The organism is Oceanicoccus sp. KOV_DT_Chl (assembly GCF_900120175.1).
Lineage (GTDB): Bacteria > Pseudomonadota > Gammaproteobacteria > Pseudomonadales > Dasaniaceae > Oceanicoccus.
Genome location: NZ_FQLF01000005.1, coordinates 529,633 through 555,550, shown reverse-complemented (window position 1 = coordinate 555,550; position 25,918 = coordinate 529,633). Strand labels below are relative to the sequence as shown.

General features: G+C 45.1%; 22 protein-coding genes. 7 read left to right on the top strand and 15 right to left on the bottom strand.

The features are described 5' to 3' along the window. Positions 1-676: 676 nt before the first annotated feature. Entirely contained in the window at positions 677-2,023 is a 1,347-nt protein-coding gene (locus UNITIG_RS19945; RefSeq protein WP_159931238.1) for a C1 family peptidase, read from the bottom strand. Positions 2,024-2,406: 383 nt separating this feature from the next. Here UNITIG_RS19945 and UNITIG_RS19935 point away from each other — a divergent pair, with 383 nt between their 5' ends. The 3 genes from UNITIG_RS19935 to UNITIG_RS19925 are packed head-to-tail and all read left to right on the top strand — an operon-like array spanning position 2,407 to position 5,452. Next, positions 2,407-3,585 carry a hypothetical protein gene (locus UNITIG_RS19935; protein ID WP_101760092.1) on the top strand — a complete coding sequence of 393 codons (1,179 nt, stop codon included), beginning with the start codon at positions 2,407-2,409 and terminating at the stop codon, positions 3,583-3,585. Continuing rightward, on the top strand, positions 3,575-4,660 hold the full coding sequence (locus UNITIG_RS19930; RefSeq protein WP_101760091.1) for a hypothetical protein: 1,086 nt from the start codon (positions 3,575-3,577) through the stop codon (positions 4,658-4,660). Before UNITIG_RS19935 ends, UNITIG_RS19930 begins: the two co-directional genes overlap by 11 nt. A 12-nt stretch (positions 4,661-4,672) precedes the next feature. Further along, positions 4,673-5,452: a hypothetical protein gene (locus tag UNITIG_RS19925; protein WP_101760090.1), complete on the top strand. Its 780-nt coding sequence runs from the start codon at positions 4,673-4,675 to the stop codon at positions 5,450-5,452. 69 nt (positions 5,453-5,521) lie between these two features. On the opposite strand, the gene UNITIG_RS19920 is transcribed toward UNITIG_RS19925, so the two are convergent. The 4 genes from UNITIG_RS19920 to UNITIG_RS19905 form a co-directional block, all read right to left on the bottom strand. Further along, positions 5,522-8,227, bottom strand: a complete 2,706-nt coding sequence (locus UNITIG_RS19920) for a bifunctional serine/threonine-protein kinase/formylglycine-generating enzyme family protein (protein ID WP_145999244.1) — start codon at positions 8,225-8,227, stop codon at positions 5,522-5,524. Positions 8,228-8,238: 11 nt separating this feature from the next. Next, a complete protein-coding gene (locus UNITIG_RS19915) occupies positions 8,239-8,757 on the bottom strand; it encodes an FHA domain-containing protein (protein WP_101760088.1) in 519 nt (172 codons plus the stop codon). 258 nt (positions 8,758-9,015) lie between these two features. Next, positions 9,016-10,200 (bottom strand): MFS transporter, encoded by a 1,185-nt coding sequence (locus tag UNITIG_RS19910; protein WP_101760087.1) that lies wholly within the window; start codon positions 10,198-10,200, stop codon positions 9,016-9,018. 24 nt (positions 10,201-10,224) lie between these two features. Continuing rightward, positions 10,225-10,770, bottom strand: a complete 546-nt coding sequence (locus tag UNITIG_RS19905) for a nuclear transport factor 2 family protein (protein ID WP_101760086.1) — start codon at positions 10,768-10,770, stop codon at positions 10,225-10,227. Positions 10,771-11,043: 273 nt separating this feature from the next. Between UNITIG_RS19905 and UNITIG_RS19900 the strand changes: the two genes are divergently transcribed. Further along, positions 11,044-12,276 carry an MFS transporter gene (locus UNITIG_RS19900; RefSeq protein ID WP_101760085.1) on the top strand — a complete coding sequence of 411 codons (1,233 nt, stop codon included), beginning with the start codon at positions 11,044-11,046 and terminating at the stop codon, positions 12,274-12,276. Positions 12,277-12,432: 156 nt separating this feature from the next. Here UNITIG_RS19900 and UNITIG_RS19895 read toward each other — a convergent pair whose 3' ends face one another. The 4 genes from UNITIG_RS19895 to UNITIG_RS19875 form a co-directional block, all read right to left on the bottom strand. Next, positions 12,433-13,425, bottom strand: a complete 993-nt coding sequence (locus UNITIG_RS19895) for a hypothetical protein (protein WP_101760084.1) — start codon at positions 13,423-13,425, stop codon at positions 12,433-12,435. A 25-nt stretch (positions 13,426-13,450) separates the two neighbouring features. Then, positions 13,451-15,949: a heavy metal translocating P-type ATPase gene (locus tag UNITIG_RS19890; protein ID WP_200821388.1), complete on the bottom strand. Its 2,499-nt coding sequence runs from the start codon at positions 15,947-15,949 to the stop codon at positions 13,451-13,453. A gap of 178 nt (positions 15,950-16,127) precedes the next feature. Beyond that, complete coding sequence (locus tag UNITIG_RS19885) at positions 16,128-17,006, bottom strand: alpha/beta hydrolase (RefSeq protein WP_145999243.1); 879 nt, start codon at positions 17,004-17,006, stop codon at positions 16,128-16,130. Positions 17,007-17,471: 465 nt separating this feature from the next. Further along, positions 17,472-17,978 (bottom strand): flavin reductase family protein, encoded by a 507-nt coding sequence (locus UNITIG_RS19875; protein ID WP_101760081.1) that lies wholly within the window; start codon positions 17,976-17,978, stop codon positions 17,472-17,474. 57 nt (positions 17,979-18,035) lie between these two features. On the opposite strand from UNITIG_RS19875, the gene UNITIG_RS19870 reads away from it, so the two are divergent. Next, a complete protein-coding gene (locus UNITIG_RS19870) occupies positions 18,036-18,275 on the top strand; it encodes a hypothetical protein (RefSeq protein WP_145999242.1) in 240 nt (79 codons plus the stop codon). Then, on the top strand, positions 18,266-18,907 hold the full coding sequence (locus UNITIG_RS19865) for an NAD(P)-dependent oxidoreductase (RefSeq protein ID WP_101760079.1): 642 nt from the start codon (positions 18,266-18,268) through the stop codon (positions 18,905-18,907). Before UNITIG_RS19870 ends, UNITIG_RS19865 begins: the two co-directional genes overlap by 10 nt. Before the next feature lie 353 nt (positions 18,908-19,260). Here the strand turns inward: UNITIG_RS19865 and UNITIG_RS19860 are convergent, their stop codons facing one another. The 6 genes from UNITIG_RS19860 to UNITIG_RS19835 form a co-directional block, all read right to left on the bottom strand. Further along, positions 19,261-19,518, bottom strand: coding sequence for a hypothetical protein (locus UNITIG_RS19860; protein ID WP_101760078.1), 258 nt, complete (start codon positions 19,516-19,518; stop codon positions 19,261-19,263). A gap of 309 nt (positions 19,519-19,827) precedes the next feature. After that, positions 19,828-20,457: a VPLPA-CTERM sorting domain-containing protein gene (locus tag UNITIG_RS19855; RefSeq protein WP_101760077.1), complete on the bottom strand. Its 630-nt coding sequence runs from the start codon at positions 20,455-20,457 to the stop codon at positions 19,828-19,830. A 503-nt stretch (positions 20,458-20,960) separates the two neighbouring features. Then, positions 20,961-21,635, bottom strand: a complete 675-nt coding sequence (locus UNITIG_RS19850) for a hypothetical protein (protein ID WP_101760076.1) — start codon at positions 21,633-21,635, stop codon at positions 20,961-20,963. A gap of 332 nt (positions 21,636-21,967) precedes the next feature. Beyond that, positions 21,968-22,495: a HugZ family protein gene (locus tag UNITIG_RS19845; protein ID WP_101760075.1), complete on the bottom strand. Its 528-nt coding sequence runs from the start codon at positions 22,493-22,495 to the stop codon at positions 21,968-21,970. Continuing rightward, positions 22,492-22,908, bottom strand: coding sequence for a heme utilization cystosolic carrier protein HutX (hutX, locus tag UNITIG_RS19840; RefSeq protein WP_101760074.1), 417 nt, complete (start codon positions 22,906-22,908; stop codon positions 22,492-22,494). The genes UNITIG_RS19845 and hutX overlap by 4 nt, the downstream gene beginning before the upstream one ends. Positions 22,909-22,972: 64 nt before the next feature. After that, a complete protein-coding gene (locus tag UNITIG_RS19835; RefSeq protein WP_101760073.1) occupies positions 22,973-25,030 on the bottom strand; it encodes a TonB-dependent hemoglobin/transferrin/lactoferrin family receptor in 2,058 nt (685 codons plus the stop codon). A gap of 200 nt (positions 25,031-25,230) precedes the next feature. Between UNITIG_RS19835 and UNITIG_RS19830 the strand changes: the two genes are divergently transcribed. Continuing rightward, positions 25,231-25,914, top strand: a complete 684-nt coding sequence (locus tag UNITIG_RS19830) for an energy transducer TonB (RefSeq protein WP_101760072.1) — start codon at positions 25,231-25,233, stop codon at positions 25,912-25,914. Positions 25,915-25,918: the final 4 nt, after the last annotated feature.

The window sequence follows — 25,918 nt, the reverse complement described above, 5'->3', positions numbered from 1 at the left end:
GCCCTGCGGGCTTCGCCTTCGGCTCGGTCCAAACGCTATGCGCGTTTGTGACCCATTGCAGGCCCGAGTAATTACGTGCGCATTCCAGCTGGCAGGAAATTGGATAGGGTCGATCTTATCGCGGCACGATGTGGGGTCGGACCAATAATTTTACGTAGTGTGTAAAATTTTGCTCTGACCCCCTTTAGAAACCGTTGGCACGATGTTGTTTCGAAGTATCTGCCAGAATGGCAAGTTGATAAATCGGAGTGACCTGAAAAAGGTTTATTTAGGGAAATCGTGCCAACGGTTTCTGTCAGGGGTCAGAGCCACTTTTGTAAACAGCACAAAAGTGGGTCCGACCCCGCACTGTGCCATGGCAAGTATTATTTCTATCCGACCTCGTACCAACGTCTCTAATTGGCACGTTTCGCCAATCGTAAATTTCAGTTTCACCCTAAATAATAGGGCTGCTTTCGTGCGGACACCGGACGGTACGATCTTCTACGGGCTAATAATCAATTGTGTCAGTTCGAGTCTAGCTCGATACATATAAGGTGAATATTTTCTTTACATTCAACAGGTGTCCAAGCCTATCAATTTGAACAATGAAGCAGGATAAATTACCAGCCGTTTTAATTGTTGAGAGGGAGTGTTGTGACTAGTTGCTGGTGATCCCGGTTTTTTTTACAGTTTCTTAAAGTTGAACTTGGTTGACCTGAGAAATGGACGTTGAGTACATATAGAATTTTTTCATCCATTTTTCAGTGATACAGGCATAGCCGCCTTTGCCCCAGCCTTCGCCCCAACTATTTGACGTGACTACGCAGTATTTGCCTTCAATTGCCCAATAAGTCTCAGGCAGTAATACATAACCAATCAAGGCTACTGCATGGCCACCGGTATGGGGTCCGGTGCCTTGACCGGTGTTTGGGTCAACCAGGCTGACCAAGCCTTTGGCATTAAAAAAACTATTGGGCAATTTAAAGCCGGCAGCAACCGGTCTATTGGCATTTAATTCCGAGAGAATATTGTCGACGGGAATTTTTGTAGAATAACTGGCAACTCGATAACGCTGGCCTCCGGAGTTTACCTGACAGTAGTTTTGCAGGGGGGAATAAGTCACGTTATCGTTAATCACTGGTCGATAAAGACAATATTGCTCAGACATTAGTGAGGCATCTTTGTGGGCGACGGTCTTGTTGACTTTAAAACCTAAGTCGAAGGTTGAACCATCATTTTTGACTCTTCCTTTTGGATCAAACTCGGGGCGACAGGGCTGTTCGATACAATCCACCCGGGCAAGATAAAAAAACTGCTGTTCAGAAAGGTTAATGGTGTCAGCGATAGTATTGACCTCTCGTTGGCTAATTAACGTCTCAATAGCTTTAACACCGGCAAAGGCCGCACATGTACCTCTACCTGCTTGATCTTGCACGTTTTGAGTAAAAGCATAGGGGATAATATGAAAATCCCCTGGTTGGGTAGGGCGAGTAGATCTGTCAGCAGTAGCGAGGTTATTGCCAGTTTGGGCTTCACCCGTATCAAACTTTTCAAAATCATAAGTGGCAAGCATGTATTGATTTTTATTTTCTATATATTGCTTCTCGGCTAGCCCCCAGCGTTGCAGCGTTTCCTCGTACTCTTTGTTCCATCCTGCAACGGTGCTATCAAAATTTTCATCAAAACCCTTTGCGATTTCGTCAAAGCCTTTATCCTCATCAAAGAAGTCATCGTCGTCCTCCCAAAAAGCATCGTTTTTAGGTTTGGGTTTAGGTTCAGGTTGGGGTGTTGGCGCAGGGGATGGTTTGGGGGTTGGCGGCGTGGGTGGTTCAATACTCTTCTTTTTGTTTGCCGGAAACTCCATTCCCATCGTCTGATAGAGCTCTGTCATCACTATTTCACCCTTCCTGGTTAGCGCATCTTCAGGAACTGTTGGCAGTGGTGTAAATTGCCTGGAGATGGTTTCAGCCCAGAGAATGGGGGCAGTCATTGCAGCTGTGGTTAATAGAATGATCGAGCTAAGGTGAATCGATTTTGTCATTGCTAAATCCTTTTTATGGCGAACTTTGTTTCTTATCTGGCGTAGTGAGGCGTTAAAATCTAGCGCTTGGCTAAGATTAACAGCCATTTGCCAGCTTCGAAAAGTCCTTGTTAATTAGCGCACTGCTTTTTCGTAAAAGAGTGTTTGAAACTAAGCTTAAAATTTATCACTATACGGGCTGGGCAAGTTTATTTTTGCTATCACGCTCAGCTAAACATAATACTTTGGCTAAAATATTGCCTTTAATTTGTACCATAGGTCTTGATGGGGTAGCACTATTGTACTACCATAAGCTCCGCTTGCAAGCCGTAAAAATCTACCTTCAAAATAGTGGCAAAGTAGAGTGAGTGGGAACGGATATAATCGTTAGGGAGAATAAATCTGTGCTATGGTTTTTTAGAAAATGGTATTGTTGTTCGTGCCTGCTACTTGCAACAGTTATCAATGCGGGCGTTTCCAGTTATGGCAATGCTGGTGAGCTTGCCAAGCCAGATGTCTTTTATGCAGGTGTTGCCTACCTTGGCGATTACCAGTACATCAATCAGGCTTATCCTCTATCGTTACAATTAAATGATCCAGCGCAGCCCGAAGTCACTTTGGATAAATATCTGATTTCGCTATTAGCAGCTAATCCACCTGTCAATTTTGAATTACGTTATGACCTTGGTGATCTAAATCGCTCACAATCTATCGCAATGGCCATAGCCATAGATAAAGAGCTTATTAGTATCGAACAATTCAAGGCGAGTAAGCTGGTTACCAAAGTCATACTGGAAGTATCAGCCCAAATATTATTTTATGATTTTGATAGTATGACGCTGATTGATAATTATCCGATTAGTTTTGCTGTCAATCATCTACTGGAAGAGGGTCAAACCCTATCGGCGACGGAAAAACGGAAATTGGCTAAGATGCTATTTTTCGAAGAAACTGATGGGCTATTGGTAACACTGGTTAACGAAGTGCAATCCATGCGCTTAAATACCCGTGCCGGGATCAGGTTTCAGCTCACCGACCTGGCTGTTCAGGAACGGGTTATAGCGTTAAAACCAGTAGCGCTCCCGGCCGGTTTGTTCGAACAATATATTGGTCAATTCTTTTCTTCACAGCTTAGCGCCCAACACAAAGTGAATGTTTTGCCTTACAATCGAGGCTACGGCTTAGGGAGTCAGCTACCCGGTCGCTTTGCCAATGGAAAAATATTTAGTTTGGCGATGCCAAAGCCTGACTATGAGTTTACGATCGACGTAAAGAATTTTACTAAGTCGGAAAGTGAAGACCAAGTGATTTATGGCACCCAAATGGCTTTTTCGATGTTCGAGCCACAGCGAAAGAAAACGTATATAGATGATGATTATCGTTATGCAGTTTACAAAATTGGTACCGCTAGTCGGATAAAAACTGACGACTGGAGTGCCTACGAGGATGCACTGGAAGGACTACTTGCAGAGTTAACGGCGCAATTAGCCAAACCGGATCGATCCTGGCATAAAGCTCATGCACGATCGTCATCCAGTTATTCACAATTCAAACACAAAAAGGAATTATTTAATGAATCATAAAATGTATCCTTCTTTGGGCCTCTTCTGGTGGCAGCTAATAGCTGTTTTTTCTATTTGCTTGCTTTCAGTTTCGGCACATGCTGTTGAACAGAAGGCCAGCGCCTCAGTGGATTATGGTTTTTTTCTCAATGCCGAACAGCGTTCTGAAGCCGAATTAATAGCGCAACAAAAGGCTATTGAATTATGGATTGTCGAAAAACAGCCTAGCCAGTATAAAAATTATGAAAAGGTAAAAAATGATATCGACGCTAATATCGGCGATTATATTCTTGAATATATCGTGCTGGATACGGAGAAGAAAAACAAAAAATATACCGTAGTTATTCGCGCTAATATCAATGAGCCCAAGTTACAAGCAAAATTATTACAGCCATCAAATCAGGCTACGGCTGGTGCTAACGCGCTGTTATCATTTATTTTTGTGGCTCGGGAGCAAGTTGGAAAAGTAAGTCAATCCGATAAGGAAAGCTCGCAAACGAAATCCCAAAATCAAGAAATTAGTAAAATACGTAACGATGATAATGCGGGACAAGCAAAATCTCAGACCCAGACTGTCGGAGTGAAAGAGCGCAGTACCCAATACAATGACAAGGCGATTTGGGAAGTTTCAACCACTACTGAAATCGACACGGCAATGGGGGATGTATTTACCGAGGCTGGTTATTTAGTGATTGATGCTGCCATTTTGGAAGACGAATCAGGCAAAATGTTGAGTGTTAGTGCCTTTATAAATGATTATAAAAATGGCTCCGATATATCACCTGCCACCCGTAAAGAGGCTATTCAGGGAATGCGCGCGCTTGCTGATCCAGTGGAATATCTCGCATTGGGGACGTTGGATATAGATGAACAGATTATTGACCCCAAAACGGGAAATATAAAAATCGCTGTCTCCATCACCGGTCAGGTTCTGTCAATGAAGTACCGTGGTGCCGCGGTCGCCAAGGTTGGCCCGCAAGTTACCTTTGGCGAAGGCCCGACCGTGCTGGTGGCGAAAAATAATGCGCTTAAAAATGCTGCTACATTAGTGGCACAAAAGCTTGTTGCCAAGTTAAGTGCTAGAAATATTCGATAAAAGGGGATTTACGTGAAGTCTATTAAAAAAATAATATTTATTATTGTGAGTATTAGCAGCATAGAGTGCTGGGCGCAAGACCAGGCGCCGGTATGGGCCAGTGACCCGGTTATCGCTTCTGCTGATTGCAGCACGCTTGAATATAAAGATGTCCTTAATTTTCTGACTAAATATTTTTATCCAACGCTGGGCTTTTCCAGTGAGCAAGATAAAGCCGGGTCAGAAATGATGGAGTCTTATGCGATATCAACATCGCTGATACTGCGCTCCCAGATGTGTCTGGCCGAGGCCCTTGAATTAAAAGAGATCACGGATAATCTCAGAAAGGAACAGGCGCTCATTAGTAGCGGTACCAGCATGAGTAAGCGTGAAATTAAAAAGCAGCGTAAGCTCTCCGCTAGCGCCAGTGCTAAAATCGAAGAAGCAGCGCTAGGCATTGAAGAGCTGACACCAGAGCAGCGAAAAGACTTCACGCTTGGTGCTACGACTTATTTGGCCGGAAGTTTTTCAACCTCCGAGTTATTCAAGCATGTTAAAAAATATGCCGAAGTTACCAAAAAAGAGGTGAGTAGCGGCGGCTTTTTAAGCGGGGGAATGAGCAGCGCATTCGGAAAAGTGAAGGGAGTTTTAGGTACTGCCAATACTATTAGGGTTATCTCCGGGGGGATGCCTGAGCATGTCAAAAACCTGATTGATAACAGCAAGTTTTTGATAGAGTATTCTGACCAGCAAGAAATTGAGTTGCCGGAAGAAGCGACCACATCTATCTCGCAATCGGTTGAGTGGATTTAGTGGTTACTTTCAATGGGATTGCGCAGCGTGAATGCGGTGAGTGATTTATCACGACTACATAGGGGAGAATTAGCGTATTTCTCCCCTGGAGTTATTTTTTACCAGCCTGAATCCATTTTCATTAGATCGACTGAATTTGGATGTTTTAACTCGAGCTTTAGTGTGCATAAATTTACTGCCGCTTTTCCAGGATCCGCCTTTGGTAACAAAGCGAGAGCAATCTGTAGTACTCGCATTTACGACTATTTTTTCGTCGCGTTGATCGGTCCAGCAGCTTATTGTCCATTCCAGTACGTTGCCATGTAAATCGAAAATTCCCAGGCTGTTGGCCTTAAATGAACCGACCGGCGCAGTTGAATCTTTGTAGCCATCATTTGGCCAGCCAAAATTCTGTGAGCCGTTGGCAAATCCCGGTGCAGCTGAGCTACCCCAAAAAAAATCGCTGCTTGAGTTTACCGCTTGCTCCCATTCTGCTTCTGTTGGCAGGCGATAGCTCAGGCCGGTCTTTCTATTGAGCCAGGGAATAAATTGACTATTAATATCTTCAAGGCTGATATTGATAACCGGGCGATTGCCTCGTCCCCAGTTATTATCTTCGGGTTTATGGCTACAGGCATTGTCCTGAACGCAGGCATCCCATTGGGAAAAAGTGATTTCTTTTTCGCCAATATAAAATGGATTCACTGATAGTTTTTTGCCAGTGTCTAAGGTGATAGAGCTCTTGGGCACTTCTACAAATAGGCCGCTATAGCGCGTAACCTGGTTGGCATAGTCTTGTTTCGCCTGCTTGAGAGCAGTAGATAAATTATTATTGTCCTCGCCTTTCGGGAAGTCATTGTTCAATTGTTTCAGTTTAGTTTCGGCCTGTTTGAAATTTCGCGCCTTAATTAGCTTGTTGATCTCAGCGCGCTGTTGTTTGTACTGTTGTTGTTTGGCGACGATCTCTTCCTGTGCGATAGCTTCCTTTAGTCTATTTGCTATCGTGCTGATATCTTTAAATTCGGGTATCTCAGCGCTCACATAGCTGAGTTGTTTGCTTGCTTGATCAAAGGCTTTGTTTGCTAAAAGTTGCTCGAAAGATTGATTGATGAGGGTTAATACGGTTTCCAGCTTTTGTTGTGCTGCTTTGTTAGCATTATTAGAGGCTGATAGAATCGCCCGGTACTTTAATAGGGCGTTATCGCCCGCCGGTAAAAACGCGCGCTTTGCAGTCAGGTCTTTTTCAGCTAGCGCTAATAATTCTTGCTGACTAAACCATTGTTTGTTGTAGGCTATTAAGTCGCCTTTGGTTAAAGTCGGTCGAAGAACTAGCTTGTCAGCGTGATTCAGCTGAAATTGTCCTTCAAAAGCGCCGTCTTCTTTTTGTATTTTGATCGTGTATTCCCCAGCCTGAAGCAGCTCAATAGAAATGGGGGTTGTTGATGGGTGTAATTTTCCATTGAGGTATACTGACGCCTGTTCCGGGCTGCTGATGATGGTTAATGTTCCCTGTCCTTTTGCTAGCTTGTAGTCCGATTTGACCAGCTCGTCATCTACCAGGGTAACGCTTAGTTGTTGCGGTTGATAATATTGCTTTTGAATGGTGATTTGCTGTTCGCCAGCGGGTAGATTTTCAAGTGTCAGTGGTGTGATGCCCAGACTTTTTTCATTAAAAAAAACTTCAGCGCCTGCTGGCTGGCCGTTTAGATACAAAATTGCACGGCCTGTTACAGCGGCTTTTTTATCTTCTTTGTTAACGTCGGTTTCGACCTCAGCGGTAGTAGGGTGTGCTGCTGGTGGCGCGCCGCCTGTGGTACTGAATAGATAGGCAGCTACAGCCATTATTATTAAAACTGTGATAGCCATGCCAGTCTGGATTTTTTTACTAGTCGACGCGGCAGTGATAATAGATTTTGATTTGGGGCCAGAGGTATGGCTTTTGGCGATTTGATCTCGCATTAGCGTGGTTTCATTTTTATCGGTGAAGCCACGGGACATTTTTCTTTCGAGGGCATCAAGTGCGGAAACTAAAGCGTCTCCACTTTGAAAGCGATCATCGGGTGATTTTGCTAATAGCTTGTCTAATAGCGGTTGAAACTCTTCAAACTCATCAGGGAGGACGGGGGGCGCTTGTTGAATATGTTTCTGAATAATTCCCTGTGAATCTTCAGCATCAAACGGCAATTCACGCGTTAGCATGCGATAAATAATAACCCCCATGCTGTATAAATCGGATCGCCCATCAATGGTGGAGGCCATGGCCTGCTCAGGGCTCATATAGTAGGGTGTCCCCATGGTGGTGCCGACTTGAGTGGTGTTTTTCCCCATGATTTTGGCAATGCCTAAATCGGTGAGAATGGCATCACCGGATTCATTAAATAGAATGTTTTCCGGTTTTATATCGCGGTGAACGAGGCCTTGCTTGTGAGCATAAGCCAGCGCCTTACTAATTTGGCGTGCGATGCTGATGACTTCTTTTATTGAAACGCCTTCATTGATTTTAGCTTTTAAATCCCCGCCATGAAGCAACTCCATGGTGTAAAAGGTGTAGCCTTCCTCATGGCCGACGCCATAGATAGTGACAATATTGGGGTGTTTTAATTTAGCAGTGGAGAGAACTTCCTGATCAAATCGGCTGGATAACTCTTTGTCCCGAGCAAATTCCGGTGGTAATACTTTCAGTGCTACTTGCCGGTCTAATTGCTCGTCCGTAGCTTCATAGACATCGGCCATTCCTCCCGAGCCAACTTTCCTGATGATTTTATAGAATCCTAATTTATCGGGAATCTCAGTCACTGGTTACTCCTTTAAACTTTGATTATTTGACAGCGTCCTACGTTGATTTCACTTCTTCTGGGTACAGTTTTGGATTGCACCTGTTTACCGTTTAAATAAATACCTGCGCTCGAATTTAAATCGAATAGCCACCATTTACCACCGCAAAGTGCCAGCGTGCAATGATGGGCCTCGACGTTTGGTTCATCAATGACGATATCATTGTCACTGGCAGCACCAATGGTAATAAGTTTTTGGTGAAATTGCCTGCGGCTGCGAACCCCTTTAATTTCGATCAACCATAAGGATTCTAGCTTGTTATTTTCAGGGTTTAATAAACTATCCCGTTCGGTGCGAACTTTATTGAGAAGTGCCTCCTTGATGGCCGCTGAACGATTCGTAGCAGGTTTGCTCTCGCTGAGCATGGTGCGTAAATAGTTGCTCCAGCTGGTATTCGCTGCCTCTGCTCGGACTTCCAATTCTTGCCAGAAAGCCTCTTCCAGAAATAGTGATGTCGTTTTGCCATCGAGCTTTATGCTGCGTTTACTCATAATGTTGCCAGTATTGATGTAGTAGCATTCTACTACATCAAGACAAAAGCTCAATGCCAAAATTGTCAGTGTGATCTATTGCTGATGAACAGCGTCCGGAAGGAGAGAAACTAGCGCTATGTTGAAATCGGGAAGCGTCGTATGAGTATTGTGCACTGATGTTTATACATTGTGTTCGAGTGCTGTAAGCCTGGCTATATGGTCAGTGGCAAGACTAAGTCGTGTCAGCCTTTCAACAGGGGTTGCTCATGGTCTGCTTTAGGCTACTCGCTTTTGCCAGATAACATTAATCAGTAAGCCAATCATCAACAATGCTGCGCCTAAATAGAATGGCGCATTCGGGTGAATGTTCACATAAATTAACCCGGTGAGGCTGGGGCCAATAACCCGGCCTAAAGTGCCGACAGCAGAAAATGCTCCCATCACGCTGCCGCGTTCATGGGGCTCGGCATTTTGTGATACCAGTGATTGGATACCAGTAAAGAATAAAGCCATAGATACTCCGGCCAGGCACCAGGAAAGAATGACTGCAGGGTAGGATTGTATTGCACCGGATAAGGCGATCAGGATGAGTGCTACAGCGTAACCAATAGCGCCCAAGCCAAACATTTTTGCTTCGCCAAGGCGCTTATTGATCGGTCCTATTAGTTTGGCTTGGGTAAAGCTTAGCACCAGTCCGGCGCACAGAAAAAGAAACATTAACTGGCTGGGGCCGCTAATCAAGAGTTTGTCTTTTAACCATAGCGGTAAAATAACTTCAGCAAAGGCACCGGCAATATTAAACAGCATGGCGCAAACAAAAAAACCCAGTAACGCAGGCTTGGCCAGTGCCATCGGTAAACTTGAAAATGGATTAAGGCGCAGTTTATTGTTGCGGTTTTCTAGGCGGTGTTCTTGATCCAGACTCTCTGGTAGTACAAAAAATACCAGTAACAACGCCACCAAACTAGCGCCAGCAGAGCAAAATGCGGCGAGTTCCAAACTGGTATTTTCAAAACTGCCTCCGCCTAACCATGCGCCTAAGGCGGGCCCTATGACAAACCCAAGCCCGGTTGCTGCGCCGATAGTCCCCATGCCTTTGGCGCGGGATTCATTATCGGTAATGTCGGCCACATACGCTTGTACCACAGACATATTTCCTGCTGCGGCCCCCTGAATAAGACGGGCGAAAGCCAGCATTAACAAGTTTTGGGCGAAACCTAGCGTAATGTAACCGATAACAGATGCGCCAAGAGTTAATAGCATGATCGGTTTACGGCCATACTTATCACTCATCAAGCCTAATGCCGGGGCGGCTAGCATTAAAGCCACCGGGTAGATTGAAAAAAACATTGTGGCTTGATCGGGCGAGGCGCCTAGCTGTAAGGCGTAATATAAAAAAATCGGGATAATAATGCCGAAGCCTGCGGCATCAAGTAGCGCTACTAAAAATAAAATTCGCATATCAATTTTTAATCCGTTTGTTATTTAGTGCGCGCCGCTGCCCTGTCGGGGTGCTGAGGAATGAATGTGATGGATACGCCATTGCGGTTTATCTGCAATACTGGTTTGCTCCAGTATAGCTGTGGCCAATCCTGATATAGACATAGGGATATCCGCAGCCCCTGCTTTGCCCTTTAGCACACCCGCCGCAGTAAATTTGTAGATCGCAAAGCCCAGTTCACCATTTAATTCGCCCAATAATAACTGAATGGTGTAGGTGACATCAGTAAATGAATCTAATTCTTTGCTCAGGTGATTGTCACGAAAGTCTTGCCATGACCAATTCGGGTAGCCGGATTCAATGGTAGAAAAATCATCGGGAATAACTACTTGCTCAGCCAGTTTGATGGAACGTTGTTCCATAGCTTGAGCATAAGTATTTAGTAAATTTTGAATGGTTTTTTCATCAGCGCTAAGTTCGCGTATTTCGACAATGGGTTTTGCCGATAGTGGCATTTCATGGTCGCCAGCAGCGAAGCAGCCATGGGAAAAGCTTAGCAGTAGGGTTGTGAGTAACAAAAATACTTTCATTTTTATCTCCCGGTTTGCAGGCTAGAAGTTATTGATCGTGTTGGTGGCTTCAATGATGAAAATTTACCCGGTTGGAAATATACATTGGGGTTTAGTCGTTACAGGTTTTTATTTTTAATGATGCCGGGTAAGTATACTGGCATTGAGTCATATTCATAGTAGCCCCTTAGGAGGCTTATTAAATTGAGTTTAATGGTGGGTACTGTGATGTTAGAAAAATTCGCTTGGAAGTGCTTTAATGGCGCTGCATTTTCTTGATTAAGGCAAATAATAATGCAAGCAGACCAAAGGAAGTATGGCCCGGTACTACTCAGCGCAGGGGTTACCGGTGTTAATGCCACTACCTATTTTTGGGCCGCATTGGTCGGTATCTGTTTAGTGCTTTGTGTGAATTTGTTGCAACCCTATTTACTTCAGGAAAACCTTGCTATTCCCCGTGACCAACAAGGGAAAATTACCGGAAGTTTGGCATTATTTCAGGAGATAATTGTCATATTGGCAGTAGTGCCATTAGGTTGGATTGCTGATCGAATAGGGCGGCGACCGGTTTTTGTTAGTGGCTTTGTGTTATTTAGTTTGGGTTTTATTCTATACCCGCTTGCTGGTTCCAGTGCCGACCTCTATGGATTCCGTTTCATTATCGCTCTGGGTGCGGCTGCTTATTCTATTGGCCTGTTTTCGATTAGTGCTGACTATCCTGATAACAAGGATCGTGGTAAGTGGACGATGATCTTTACTTTGGTGCAGGGTGTCACCGCCGCTTTTTTTGCGGGTCCTTATCTGGCTAAATTACCGCAGTTATTTATTGCTCGCGATATAGATGTAATTACTGCCGGCCAATACGCGTTTTGGGTGATTGCTGCGCTTGGCGGTTTTAGTGCCGTGGTGATGGCGTTTGGTTTGGCAGGACCCGGTATTGAAAAGCATCAAGAGCGCAGCAATTGGAAAGATATGCTCACTACTGGAATAGCAGAGGCCAAACGTAACCCTCGCATAGCGGTTAGTTATGTAGGTGCTTTTGCAACCCGTGGTGACTTTGCCATTATCGCAGCTTTTTTAATGTTATGGGTAACCCAGGCGGGTACCGCACAGGGAATGGAAACCAAAGATGCGTTGGCTAGAGCAGGTATGCTATTTGGACTGTCACAACTTGCGGCAACCGTGACGGCATTATTTATCGGGCCTTTGTTAGATAAGATTGATCGGCTGACAGGCTTTGTTATTGCTATGGGGATTGCAACAGTTTGTTATTTGCATATGTATTTTATTACTGATCCGCTCGGTTCTCATATGTTGCTTGCGGTACTGCTGTTGGGTGTGGCTGAGATGTGTACGATTGTTGCCGGACAGGTTTTGATGACTCAGGAAGCACCTAGCATGTTACGTGGTCGGGTTATTGGTTTGTTCAGCTTGTTCGGTGCTTTCGGTATTATGGTAGGCACCTCAGTAGGTGGTGTGCTGTATGACCATTGGATGAAAGCGGGTCCCTATGTGTTTATGGGGTGATTAATTTACTGGTGTTTGTTTGGGCGTTTAAGTTGCGTCGGACTGAATTAAAAAATGCTAGCGCTGCATTAAACCTTAGCGAGTAAAACTAACCAAAAAGATAACGAGCGCTAACATTTTTACATGCTAACTATTGGGGTGTTGAGTCTGTATTAATTAACCATTAAACACGGCAATTCCTGCCGCGCCGCGCTTGGGGGCTCTTGACCCTTGGTATGTTCCCTGTTCCTGCTCAAGCTGTCGCCGTATTGTCATTTCGGTATTGCTGGTTTCGACCATTCGAATGACTTTACTTTTTTGTGGGTCAACTTTGCATACTTCGCCCGTCCAAACATTAGCTGAATAAATATAGCGTTCGTCTGCTGTTGCGGTTATTTGTGCCCAGCCATAACGCCCCAGCTCGACTTTGTCGATTATCTTGCCCGTTTCATCCAGTACTTCGTAGTGACAGCCGCGGGTGACAATTAATTTACCACTACGCAGATAGTGCATAGCAATAAACCAGTTTTTATCATAAATGCTGCCGCCTTCAATCAGTGCTAGTGGCGACATTTGACACTTCTGTTGAATGTTGTAGCGGTGCAGGCATTTACTAGTTTCAGCGGTATAAGTAATAAACTCTTCGCTGGGGTGTAAGGAGCCATGGGTAAAGCCTTTGAAGCCGGTGAGTTCGGGGTAATTATCAATTGTTAATTCTTCAATAAATTCCCAGTCGTTATTAAAGTGGTGAAGATTGCCATAGCCGAGAATATTGCTGCCCGGTAATTTTTTCGAGGTGGTACCGCCATGAATTTTTTCGCCAATGAGGTATTCGCCCAGATAAATATCACCATTAGTAGCAAAGTGAGCGCTACCGAAGGCGCGGTCAGCAAAGTGATGGGTGGGTCTTTGAATACCAGTGGAATCAATATGAATAACTTTATGGCTATGCATATCGAAACCCCATAACACATTGTTGCGGTCAAATTTAATACCAACCACAAAGTGTTCAGTGTCGTTAGTCCACAGCACGCCTTTTTCATTGAGGTCGGCATCGTATTGAATAATTCGCCCTAAACCACGGTGATCATCTTCTTCATTATCGAGCCAGGTGCAGCTAACGAAGACATCACCTTTGGCAAATGGTTTTATGGTATTTATTCTTTCCATGTATTCATTTCCAAAAATTATTATTTCAGGATTGATTCACGTTACCAAAGTGCCTTAAGCGAAGGCTATTAGTTACTACAAAAAGGCTGCTCATAGCCATAGCCAAGGCGGCAATAGCCGGGTTTAGCCGAAATGTGGGGCCTAGCAATGGCACTAGCAAACCTGCCGCAACGGGGATAGCGGCAATGTTATAAGCAAAGGCCCAAAACAAATTTTGTTTTATTGCCTGCAGTGTTCTTCTGCTGAGGGCAATTGCTTGCGGGATTTTCAGCAAGTCTCCTTGCATGATAACAATATCTGCAGTCTCTATAGCAATATCAGTGCCGGTGCCAATGGCAATACCAACATCTGCTTGAGCGAGGGCGGGAGCGTCATTTATACCATCGCCGACCATAGCCACGACCTGATTACTACCCTGTTGATCTTTTACTGCATCGGCCTTCATTGCAGGCAATACTTCGGCGACGACATTATGGCGAGCAATACCGACTTGATCGGCAACTGCTAAAGCGGTGCGGCGGTTATCACCGGTAAGCATTTTTACTGTTAGTCCCATGTCTTGCATTTTTTTTATAGCGGAAGCGCTGCTGGGTTTGACCGGGTCGACAATAGAAATCATACCTGCGAGTTGTTGGTCGACGCCGATGAAAATAACGGTATGTCCTTTGGACTCTAAGGCCTGTGCTTGTTCTTCCCAGGGGAATAAGTCAAATGCCTCATCCTGCATTAAGCGGCGATTACCAATAGCAATATTCTTTCCATTTACTCTAAGTTTCAGGCCCTTGCCGGTGACGGAGTTAAAATTACTGCCATCAGTGAGAGTTATACCTTGAGCTTTGGCATGTTCGACAATGGCTGCGCCTAAAGGGTGCTCACTGTTTTTTTCAGCGGAGGCAGCCAGAAATAACAATTCTTCCACGGTCATTTGACTGGCGAGAATTTCACCCACTGTGGGTTTGCCTTCAGTTACGGTTCCGGTTTTATCCAGTAGTATGGTCGTAAGCTTACAGCTTCGCTCTAAAGATTCGGCATCTTTAATTAATAAACCCAATTCTGCGCCAGCACCGGTACCGGCCATAATGGCGGTAGGTGTTGCCAGTCCCATAGCGCAGGGACAGCTAATTAATAATACCGCAGCGATAAACATCAGTGCGGTGCCAATCGGGTTTAGTTGCGGAAAGTAAGGTGTTGCCAGCCATAAATACCAGGCAATGCCGGTAACAATCGCAAGGCCAATGACAGTGGGTACAAAGATAGACGCAATGGTATCGGCTAGTGCCTGAATGGGTGCGCGACTGGATTGCGCATCCTGTACCAGCTTTATAATGTGCGACAACGTTGTGTCTTTGCCAACGGCAGTGGCTTGTAAACGAAAGGCGCCGGTTTGATTAATGCTGCCACAGATGACGTTATCACCTGTTTGTTTGAGTTGGGGAATGCTTTCACCGGTGAGTATTGATTCATCTACGTTACTGGAACCAGCAATCAGGATGCCGTCGACCGGGACTTTCTCGCCGGGTTTGATCAGTACAATATCATTCAGTTTGACATCATTGATCGCTATTTCAACTTCTTCCCCATCCCGAATAATCATCGCAGTACTGGATTGAAAGCCCATCAGTTTTTTAACCGCCTGACTGGTTTGGGCTTTAGCTTTGGACTCAATATATTTTCCTGCCATGATCAGCGTAATAATCATTGCCGCTGATTCAAAATAAACCGGGAACTGGGTGATATCGAGACCTAATAGTAAAACCGTTAGACTATAAAAAAATGCGACGGATGAACCCAGTGCAACCAATGTGTCCATATTGGTATTGTGCATTCTTGCCGCTTTCCAGGCGCCAGTATAATAATCTTTGCCCACCCAGAACTGGACCGGTAAGGTGAGCAGGGCAGCTAACCAATGTTGCTGGGTAAGCGTTAAGCCGGGTATGTCGTCAATGCCAAACATATGACTCATGCTCAGCACCATAATGGCTATGCTGAGAGCTGCACCGACGATTAGTTTTAAGCGCTTGTTGCTGAAGTCTTGCTGGCGTGCTTCTTCGGCAGCATCATTACCTGAGGATGTATCCGCGTGGGTGCTTAAAATTGAGTAGCCGGCGTTTTCTATGATCGTGCGTAAATCATTGGCCTGAATCATAGATGGCAGGTATCGCACTGCGGCCGTTTCATCGGCAAATTGTACCGTAGCAGCAATAACTCCCGGGTTTTTATTCAGTGCTTTTGTGATAGCGAGTGCGCAGTTGTTACACGTCATACCACCGATGATGAAATGGCTTTCTTTACTGGCAACGTCAAAGCCAGCTTGTTGTATTGTTGCGACTATCTCCCGCGGGGAAATAATATCCGGATTGAATGCTATTTTACTGCGTTCATCGGCGAAGGTTGTTTCAACGCGCTGTACACCGTTGAGTTGGTTGATAGCGCGAGAGATTGTGTTGGCACAATTATTACAATTCATCCCGATAATATCGGTAATCAATTGTGTGTTCGGCTCATTATGATCAGGTGTTGCCACGGCAAACCTCTAATAATTAACAGTTTATCAGTGCGGGCAGTGAAGGCGATTGCGTCAATCATTGATTTCACGGTTGTCATTGCTTCGGTACTGCTAGTAATGTCGATTTCCCCAACATTATGGCGTGGCGTGAGTGATTGCAATTAATTATAGGTTTTCAGTAGTCTTTGCCTCTTGGTTAATACAATTGGTATCGCTTACAAAATATTTTTGCCCGCGCAAGCGCAGCCAGTGATTCAGGTACGCCTAAGTTGGCGAGCCCATGAAAGCCATGCAGCATGTCTTCGCTAATATCCAGTTCCACTACGCCCCCTGTAGCCAATATTTTTTGGTAAATAATGTTAGCCTGCTCGGCAGTGGGGTCCACGCTACCTGCTTGCAAAAGTAATGGTGGCAGTTGCTGAAAATGGGCAAATACCGGTGAGATTAAAGGATTATCCAGTTTTTCATCACCGGCATAATCCAGCCCACGTTGATGACAATAAGACTGATGATAGAGGGGATCTTGATTGTTGTTGTCAGTGGCGACATCAAACCATCCACATAGCGTGATGGCGCAGCAGGGCAGGGTAGCGTGCTTATCGCGAAGTTTTAGCAGGCTGCTGAGTACCAAGCCGCCGCCACAGGAATCCCCGATCATTGCTATGCTGCTGGCAGGAATATCATTGGCAAGCATGCCCAAATAGGCATTGCAACAATCATCTAGTGCAGCGGGAAATAGATCGGTGGGGGCCAATCGATAATCGACCATGACGACACGTACATTGAGATTGCGTGACAGCATTTCAGCATAAAATAGAAAGCCGTCGCCATCAGCGGCGATAAACGCTCCGCCGTGAAAATATATTAAATACTGTTCAAAATCGGTGACCTCAGCCGCTGTCACCAGCGCGCAGCGAACGCCGCCGTATTCAATCCATTGCGCCTGTGTCGTTGCATCGATAGGGTGGCCATGCACGGCGTTCATTTTATCTCTGGCCGTAGCTAGATTGTCTGTAGGCGACGTTAAGCTACCATCAAGGGTATCGATTATTGACTGGTAAATTGTGCTAGGCATGACGGCACTCAAAAGTTCATTGATATTCTTGGCGGTCTTACTGCTGACTGAGCCAGACAATTTTTCCGGTTTCTGTACCAGGTAGTGTCAGGGTTATTATCCAGTGATAGCTGCGAAACACCACATAGACTTTGTTAATAAACCTTTTTTTTCGGCGGAGGCTTGTTGCATGCTTTCTTCGAGCGCCATACAACTCATCCGGTTTACCCCAATGACCCGCGGCGATTCTTGACAAAATACTAGAGTTACGTTTTTTGTCGGCTGCAGTGCTGCTGTAGCATTGGTTGTACAATAGCCCGGTAAAATAGCATTTACGTTGATAGAGTGGGCAGCCCATTGATTGGCTAGCGTTAGCTAGTAGCTTTGGTAATTCAGCACCGCGGTGCAAGTAGTGATACAAAAACTGCTACGCTTTATGGCTGGCCAGATTTTAGATGTAGCCGTTTTTCAGGGTTTAGGCAATAGCTAATCAATTAAGTGAAATTTACCACCTAGATAGATTAAGCCGTTGGTCTCGTCAGTGCTGTAACTTTGTTCGATAAGTGCGACGATAATAAGATGGGTTTCAAAACGGTTGATCTGGGCGACCCGACAGCAAAAGTTAGCTTGGCTAGCTGCGAGTAGCGGTGGCTGATCGGTATTGCTAGACCACTCGCCGTGCCCAAAACGCTGTTCACCTTTATGGTGCATGCAGTGATCAAGCGTTGCTTGTTGGTCGGCGGCTAGCACGTTGACCCCAAAGCAGGTATCTTCTATCAGCAGAGTCGCTAGCGACGCAGTTTTTTCGATGCAGACCAGCAGTGATGGCGGCGAATTACTGACATTGCACACCGCGCTGGAAATACTGGCGTGGCGCTGTCCGTGACTATAGCAAGAGAGTATACAAACGGATTTCCCAATTTTTTTAAACGCTTGTTTGGTTTTACTTTCAAGCTCTTGTTGGGAAATTTGTGCAATTTCTATGTTACTCATAATAAAATTTCATTTAGTGGGTGTTAGATATACTGACTATTTAAGCAGAAGGCTGTATTGATTGCTAATTTCATGGCGCAGGACTTATTAATAATTTGCACTGCAGAGAATTTGGTAGCGATTGCGCAAGTGAGTACAGACATTATGATGCAATTGTTGGATGAATACAGCGAAGCGCAGTGCTTAAAAATTATGTTTATCGTTGATCAGTATAATAGTTTGAATAAGTTCGCCAACAGTGTCGGTAACCAGTGGGAGCCGGGCTATAAAAATAGGACGTTAACACAATGCAAATAACAATATTGGGTGCCACCGGGGATTTGGGTAGAGAATGTTTACAGCAGTCTGTTGAAGCGGGGCATGCAGTTACAGTGTTGGTGCGCAGCCCGGAAAAACTTCCTGCTGCCCTTAAAGAGAAAATAACGGTCATCCAGGGGGACGGTCTTTCAGCAGATGATGTGCAGTCAGCTATGCCAGCAGGGACTGACGCAATACTGTTTGCGGTAGGTGTTGATGAAAAAACATCGCCGCAAAATTTATGTACCGATGTCACCCGCAATGTACTCGAGGCGATGCGCAAAAACAGTATTCCCAAGCTGGTATGGTGCGGCGGCGGCAGCAATCTTCGTAAAGAGGATGTAATTACTTTTGGGGCAAAATTTGTACGCTGGTATTCGGAGATTTTTCTCAAGCTTAGACATACCGATAAAGAGAACCAACTGGCATTATTGGATGAAAATTCTGACCTTAATTGGGTTGGCATTCGGCCATTACAAATGATCAAAGGAACTAAAAAAACAGTCTATCGGCTGGGTTATAACGCCTTTAGTGGTACGTCAAAAATTCACTTCGCCGATTGTGCACATGCGATGGTAGCGATGTTGGAAGATGATACCTGGACGGGAAAGGTACCGATTATTCAGTATTAACCCGTCTTTTATATAAACGCTTAATTGGTCAATGAACAGCAGGTTCAATGGCGTGAAAATGAAGTGCGTTCAATACAGTTATTTTAAACGTACATGCATAAACTAAGCTCAAAATATCGAAAGTGCTTAATTTAAAAGCTGTTATCACCTCTAACGGTTTGACTATGTCGCTCCTCTACCTTTCTGTAGCAATAGGTGACACTAAAGTCCCTTGTCATTCTTTTACCTTGACCAGGTAGGTATTGGGCAGCTGGATCTAATTACCTCATCCAATAAAAAACCCGGCAATAGCCGGGTTTTTTATTGTTTACATCTTAAGAATAAATGCTGCTTTGCAGTATCTGAATTAACTCTTAAGGCTTGTATTTGTCAGCAAACTCACGAGAAATAGTCTCTAAGCCTTCTTTTTTGGCACCTTTCAAAATAGTTTTTAGCGCCATTTTACGGAACAATTTTGGAACTTGAGTTAAATCTTTAGCGGCTTCAATGCTAAACGTAATGCCATCGGCTAGGCCATCGCCCAAATCTTTAATTTCTTGTGCTGCACAATGGTCGGAACAGTTACTTGAGCTGCAATCCTCTCCAGCTACTATACATTTGACGTCTGACATGGTTGTTATTCTCCTATAAATCAATAAAAATAATCAGATACTAGTGTTGCTAATAAATTTAGTTCGCGAGCATTTATACGATCAAAAAGGCTGACCGGTTCAGCGAAGATTGGCGATTATAGCAAAAGCTCATAGCTACTGTCTCGTATTTGGACATTTTGCATAGATTAGCGCTCTTAATCAATCGCCACCCGCATGCTAGTTCACTTTTCAGTCAGAGAAAAGGGATGGCTTAGTGCCAACAGGAGACATTGAGAAGAAATAAAAGGGCCCCAATTAAAGAGCCCTGATAACGTTAACTTTCTAGCTTTATTGCTTGCGCTTGACTCCGACTAAACCAATTAATGCTGAGCCAAATAGCCATATTGCTGCTGGTACAGGGACTGGTGAAACTTCACCTGTAACGGATAGAACTAATTCTACTCCGTTGCCTGAGCCGCCCCACGGATCTGAGGTAGTATTCCACAATGCTGAGCGCATGATTAAGGATTGGCCATTATAAAAATCAGTTTGTGTCGCATAATACGAGGCTTGTAAAATATAGTGTTCGTTGGTTCCGTCTAAATCAACGTCATCGCCGCCAAGGGTAATTGTCCCTGGCATGGTTGAGTAATCCAAAATCGTCTCTTTGATTCCATTGGCGCCGAAATTATAGTTGCCACAAAAGCTGGTTTGATTAACTTCCGTCCAGTTTGTTTCAATGCATTCATAAGCAGATGCAGAATAAGCCATCGAACCTGTTGTTAAGTTCGATATTCTTTCTATCATGAAAGTGTAATACGAATTAAACGGCGCAATGTAATCAACTTGAAAAGTTCCAGCATCCATCGTCAGGGTTTCAGTTACAGTGTTATAGCGTCCAGTAACAACTCCACTTAAAGTGCCCCTGCTTTCACCATGATCATCGCCGTAGTTGACTTCGTTTAATGTGACTAGCATTACCGCTGACTGACTGCTTAATGTAAATATGAAGAACACACAAAATAATATGACTCTCATTATCGATAAACTCTCTGAAGGTTATTGTTATAAGCTTATTGAAAATAATATCATTATGAATGACGCAATGCTCAATAGGACTCAATCTAATTTTTGTTATAGCTTCCGCGATGTACGCTTATTGGTCAAACCGACTTTGTAAAGCCTTTCGACAGAAATCTAAATATGTGCGGAATTACCAAATATAGATGCCGCCGCTGATGGCGGCTTAGGAAGCAAGAGCTGAATCTAGCTAATAGCTATAGTAGGTCGCCAGCTGTCGAAACAGCTATTTTAAATTTACTTATTAACTAAACTCAAAACATTGGCAGCTGAAAATTAAAAGCTGTCATTACGACTAACGGTTTTAATATGTTCTGTCTCGGCAGCTCCCTTCGTGCCATTAACTGGCAAAGCCAGAATCAATTAGGCTACCGAAGTAGCCTCGATACTGCATCTAAAGATTATTTCTTGCGCTTAATACCAACCAGCCCAATCAGCGCAGAGCCAAATAGCCATGCCGTTGCTGGAACAGGCGTTGATACAACATTATCAACAGAAAACACCATCTCAATCCCAAAGAGAGCGTCCCCTGATGTTTGTGGATCGGGATCTAACCAGCTATTTGAGTGCATTATCAAGTTACCACCAACGCCGTCAAAAGAAGTCATGCTTACTGCATAGAGGTCACCTTGGATAATTAAATGTTCTGGATCTGGATCCGCCACATCATCGCCACCTAAGGTACGAATACCTGGCATAGTCGAATAATCCATTGTAGATTCATCAATTCTATTTTGCCCGTAGTAGTAGCTACCACAAAAATTTAAGCTGGCACTGGCATTGGAGCAAACATAGCTATCTGCAGCATAATTGTCATTACCCGTTGACCAGTTAGTATGCTCATCGCTATACATGAGCCCTCCCCAGCCGTAATAAGCAAAGCTAGTCACACCCGCATCCATACTAACTATGCCTGTTGTCGTGTCATAAACACCACTTACGATTCCAGTAATGTATCCAGATGTTTCACCATGGGCATCACCCCAATTGAGATTACTTAATGTGACTGAATAAAGTGCTGCTTGAGTGGTAAAAGAAAGTGTAAGCATTACCAAAGCTATGGTTTGTTTAAGCATAAGAAAGTACTCCGTTACATTAATTATTTTTATTGTGGTTTATTTTTTTGCAGTGAATATGCCATAAATCCTGAGCCCAGTAAATGTCGGCAATGGGTTGCTGCTGCCATGGGAAGCTAATTGGCATGCTTAGCCCTCGATGTCCGTTGTGGGGCACTAACGACATTTACCGTCCAATTATATGTCCAGTATGTTCTCCGCTGGTGGGGTTGTGAGAGGAAAAGTGGAGGCAGGGACTTAAAGGTAAGTCTTCGTCTTACCAATCCCCTGATTTCGGCGCACAGGCCCCAGGGTGAGGCTCACAATAATAATCATTTCCGCTCCTTGGCCTGTCACCCTTTTGCTCGCGGTTTGTGCCCGTCGCGCAGATGTTCAATTGTTTCCCCTGTTAAGGACTTGCCAGCAATAGTGTATGCGCGGCCAAAATCTTTGATGAAGCGCCCGCCCAAAGGTGTTAGCTTAAATAAATGAAAGTCACTTAACTGGCTAAGATTTAACACTCGCTCTCCTTGTTTTTGGTAGAGATACTCAATGCCTTCATCGTAAGTTGTACCTGCGTCAAAAGCGATGTGTTCGGCAGTTACTTGATAATTCACCCTGATGCGGGCAAAAATCGTTTGTGCTTCTGTTTCGTCTTCAATGATAAGTACAGCCGCTTTTGAATTGTTTTTTAAATTAATGCCATGCACTGCAATATCACTGAGTAATACATAGAGGCAGTTATCACCTTTGGCAAAAGGTGCGTAAGAGGCGTAGGGGTGGCCATCAACATCCAGTGATGATAAATGCAGAGTTCTTCGTTCTTTTAAAAATGTTTCCAGTTCGTCTGCTAGACGTAGTTCCATAGATTTGTTTTTCACCGGCTTTCTCCATGTTCAACTTTCTGTTTTAAATCCAGATAAAATTGTTTTTGTGATAGGTAGAGCTGATGGTCGGAATCTCTACCCAGAAAAATTTTAAAAATACAGTAGTGGTTACCATCCTGAAAAACAAACGCATGGCTTTCCTGACCGCGATGCAGTTTGCTTTGAAACGCAATACTGGTGATTTTTTTTAGGTTGAGATGACCTTCAAAGCCACTCTCGCCTTTTAAGTTGTAAAACCCCTGGGCCAGTTCGCCTTGAGGAAAAACGCCTTTAAATTCGAAAACCGAACCGCCGTGTAAAATAACGGCAGTAGTATTTTTCCACTGACTGATGGTCTCTAATAATTGCTGTGCTTCGCTGCCCGCCAGGCAGTTTGCCGGAATATTATCGGCTTCTGTCTGTGTCATGCTTTTGTCTCCTGTTGTTTGGCATCATGCGCTGGATAAATCCGATACGATAATCTCAGTGCTGTTAAAAGCGATATTGCGCTGAAATTTTTACCGAGCGACCTGGCTGGTATACAGAGGCCCAGGCATTGCGATAGTTTTGATCGAAGGCATTGGCCACATTTAAATCAATTTTTACACCTTCGAGAGATTTTTGGCTGGGCTCCCAACTGGCGTAAAAATCTACTGTAGTAATTCCTTTATAGGGTCCCTGAGTGTCGTCGCTGGGGGTTTTATCCTGATTGCTGGTTTTGATAGCTTTAACGCCAACTTTGGTGTCTATCGACCAAAAACCATAGTCCAATGTTGCTACCCATTTATCGGCGGGTATTCCAGCTAAGTATTCGTCGGTATCTTCATCTTTTCCCCGGGTTTGACCGTAGGAAAGTGACGCGGTCAGCGCATCCAGTTGGTAACTGGCGGCAACTTCAAATCCTTGCAGCTGGGCTTTGGCGATATTTTCTGATGTTGAGGTGCCGGCGCAGCCGGTGCCCATACCTGGTATAAAACACGTAAAGGGCATGTCTTCGGGAACGTTGACACTTAATTGAATAAAATCGTCTACTTTATTTTCAAACACACTGGCGACAATAACTACTTTATCCTGACCGATAATATCGCTGAAACTAAATTCACTTTTCAGTTCAATATTGTTTGAGGTTTCCGGGTCAAGTTCGGGGTTGGCAACAAATATATTGCTGGGCCCACCGGGATAAAAAGAAAAGTGGATGCCATCCATAAATAATTCATACACATCCGGTGCGCGGAATGCTTCGTCGTAACGCAATGAGAGCGCCGCCCATTCACTGGCTTGCCAGCGCGCGGCGATAGCGGGTGAAAGGGCTGCTTCATCACTGTTATCAAAACCAGCGGCCTTGGATTCAAAGCTGTCGTAGCGAACACCAGCTTCCAGTACTACCGAGGAAGTTATTGCATAATCGCCATACACAAAAGCGCCGACAGTGGTGGTTTTGGCGTTGTCCGGCGGGTTGGGGCGACCGTCGCCATTGTCGGGGCGGTCGGTATTTAGTGTGTCTTCATAACCATCCACACCCGCTAGCAGATTCAGTTGACCAAAAACCGCTTGGTTAGTGAGTGAGAATCCCAGTGTTTCAATATCGCTAATATCTTTGCCGTCATTGAGATTGCGTTCTTCTATACGGGTGTCGTTTTGATAGAGATTGGCATCCAACTGCAGCCATTTGCTGGCGGGATTGTAGTGATAGTTCAGGCTGATATGTTCGTCAGTGGTTTCGCGATCAATTAAATTGTCCGCGTCATTAAGTTGTTCTTCGGCACTGCCGACCACAGGTGGATGGCCATCGGTGTCGGCAGTGCGGTAGTTGAGGCCAATGCGGCTGCTGTCATTAAGCTGCCAATCCAGTTTTACCAGTGCGGTGAGGTTTTCCGTTTCTGCGCCAAACAGGGTGTCACCATTGCCTTGTTCCATGGTATCGCTGTCGAGATAACTGGCTGCGGCCAACCAGCTAAAGGCGTTGTTTTTACCGGCAATTGCCGCCGTGGCGGTTAGTTTGTCACCGTTATTATTAAAACCGGCTTTGATCAGGCCGCCGGGAGTGCCTTCGGTTTTGATTAGGTCATCAGCTGACAGGGTTTGCTGTGAGACCACGCCAGCAATGGCACCGGAACCCCACAATGAACTCACCGGGCCCTTGACCACGTTAATACTTTTTAGCAGGGCAGGGTCAAGGAAATACGATGGGCGGTGACTAAAGTTGGTATTCACCCGTGAGCCATCAATAACTTGTAACACTTTGTTGCCTTCCAGGCCGCGAATATTGACTGACTGATTACCGGCTATCGGGCCGCCGGCCATGGTCACATTGGCTTCAAATTTGAGTGCATCTGCTACCGAGGTGGGTTGGATTTCATCCAGCTGATCGCGATTAATGCTGTCGATACTACGGGTATCTTTTTGCGCGGTTTGTTCGATTCGGGAAGCTGAAACCTCGACGGTATTGAATACGGTAAGCGGTTTTTGGGTGGCTTGTGCTGCTAGCAATGAGCTAAAGCTGGCAGCGATCAAGCCCCCAATGGCCAGTTGTGGCGCTTTGTTTTTCATTATTGACTCCTGATTTTCTATGGCGGGTGGCGCTTAAAAAACAGGATCGTAAACATATTGAATTTAAATGTAAATACTAATCGTTATCATTTGCATTTAAAAATTGGGCTTGCTAGGATTTGCGCTATCGACCAAGCGGGGCAACAGAAGGGCTAGCCCTCATTGTCAAAATGGTTCGGAAAACGAGGTAGGAACAACAGATGGAAGCTAGCAGGGCAGTGGGATGGGTTGGTGCTGTAGCCATTCAGGGTGTATTGCTGAGCATGGTGCCCACGCTGTCGGCACCGCAGGCGAGTGGCGCAGTGCAGGCGAATCCGGTGGCGCTGTCGATCAGTTACCAACGTCCGCAAAATACGCCAGTTGTTATTGCTGAACCCCCGACTGAGCCGGTCGTGAAGCAACGGCGTTCAGTGGTGAAGCGGCGGGTCGAGCGGCCTGTGCCCACTATGAGTTCGACAGGCCGACAAAGCGCAATGCTAAAGCCGGCACCGACGACGAATGCTGAGCAACAGGCTGAGCCGGCACCGCCTAAGCCCGTCACAGAAACTGCTGCCGGGTCCCCCTCTCATCTGGCAGAGGCGGAATTGGTCGAAGGGGTGCATCGGGCGCTTGTTACTGAGCCGCTGTTTGCCCGTGCGCCGGCGCCACCACACTATCCCAGACTGGCTCGCAAACGTGGGCAGCAGGGTACGGTATGGGTTGATGTGGTGTTGGATAATCGTGGCCAGCAAATAAGAACCGATATATTTAAAAGTTCAGGGGTGTTGCTGCTGGACCGGGCTGCACTGGAAGCGGTTGAACAATGGCAGTTTCTGGCACACCGCATTAACCATATTGCGGTCGCATCGCAAGTGCGGATACCCGTTGAATTTTCATTGGAATAAAAAC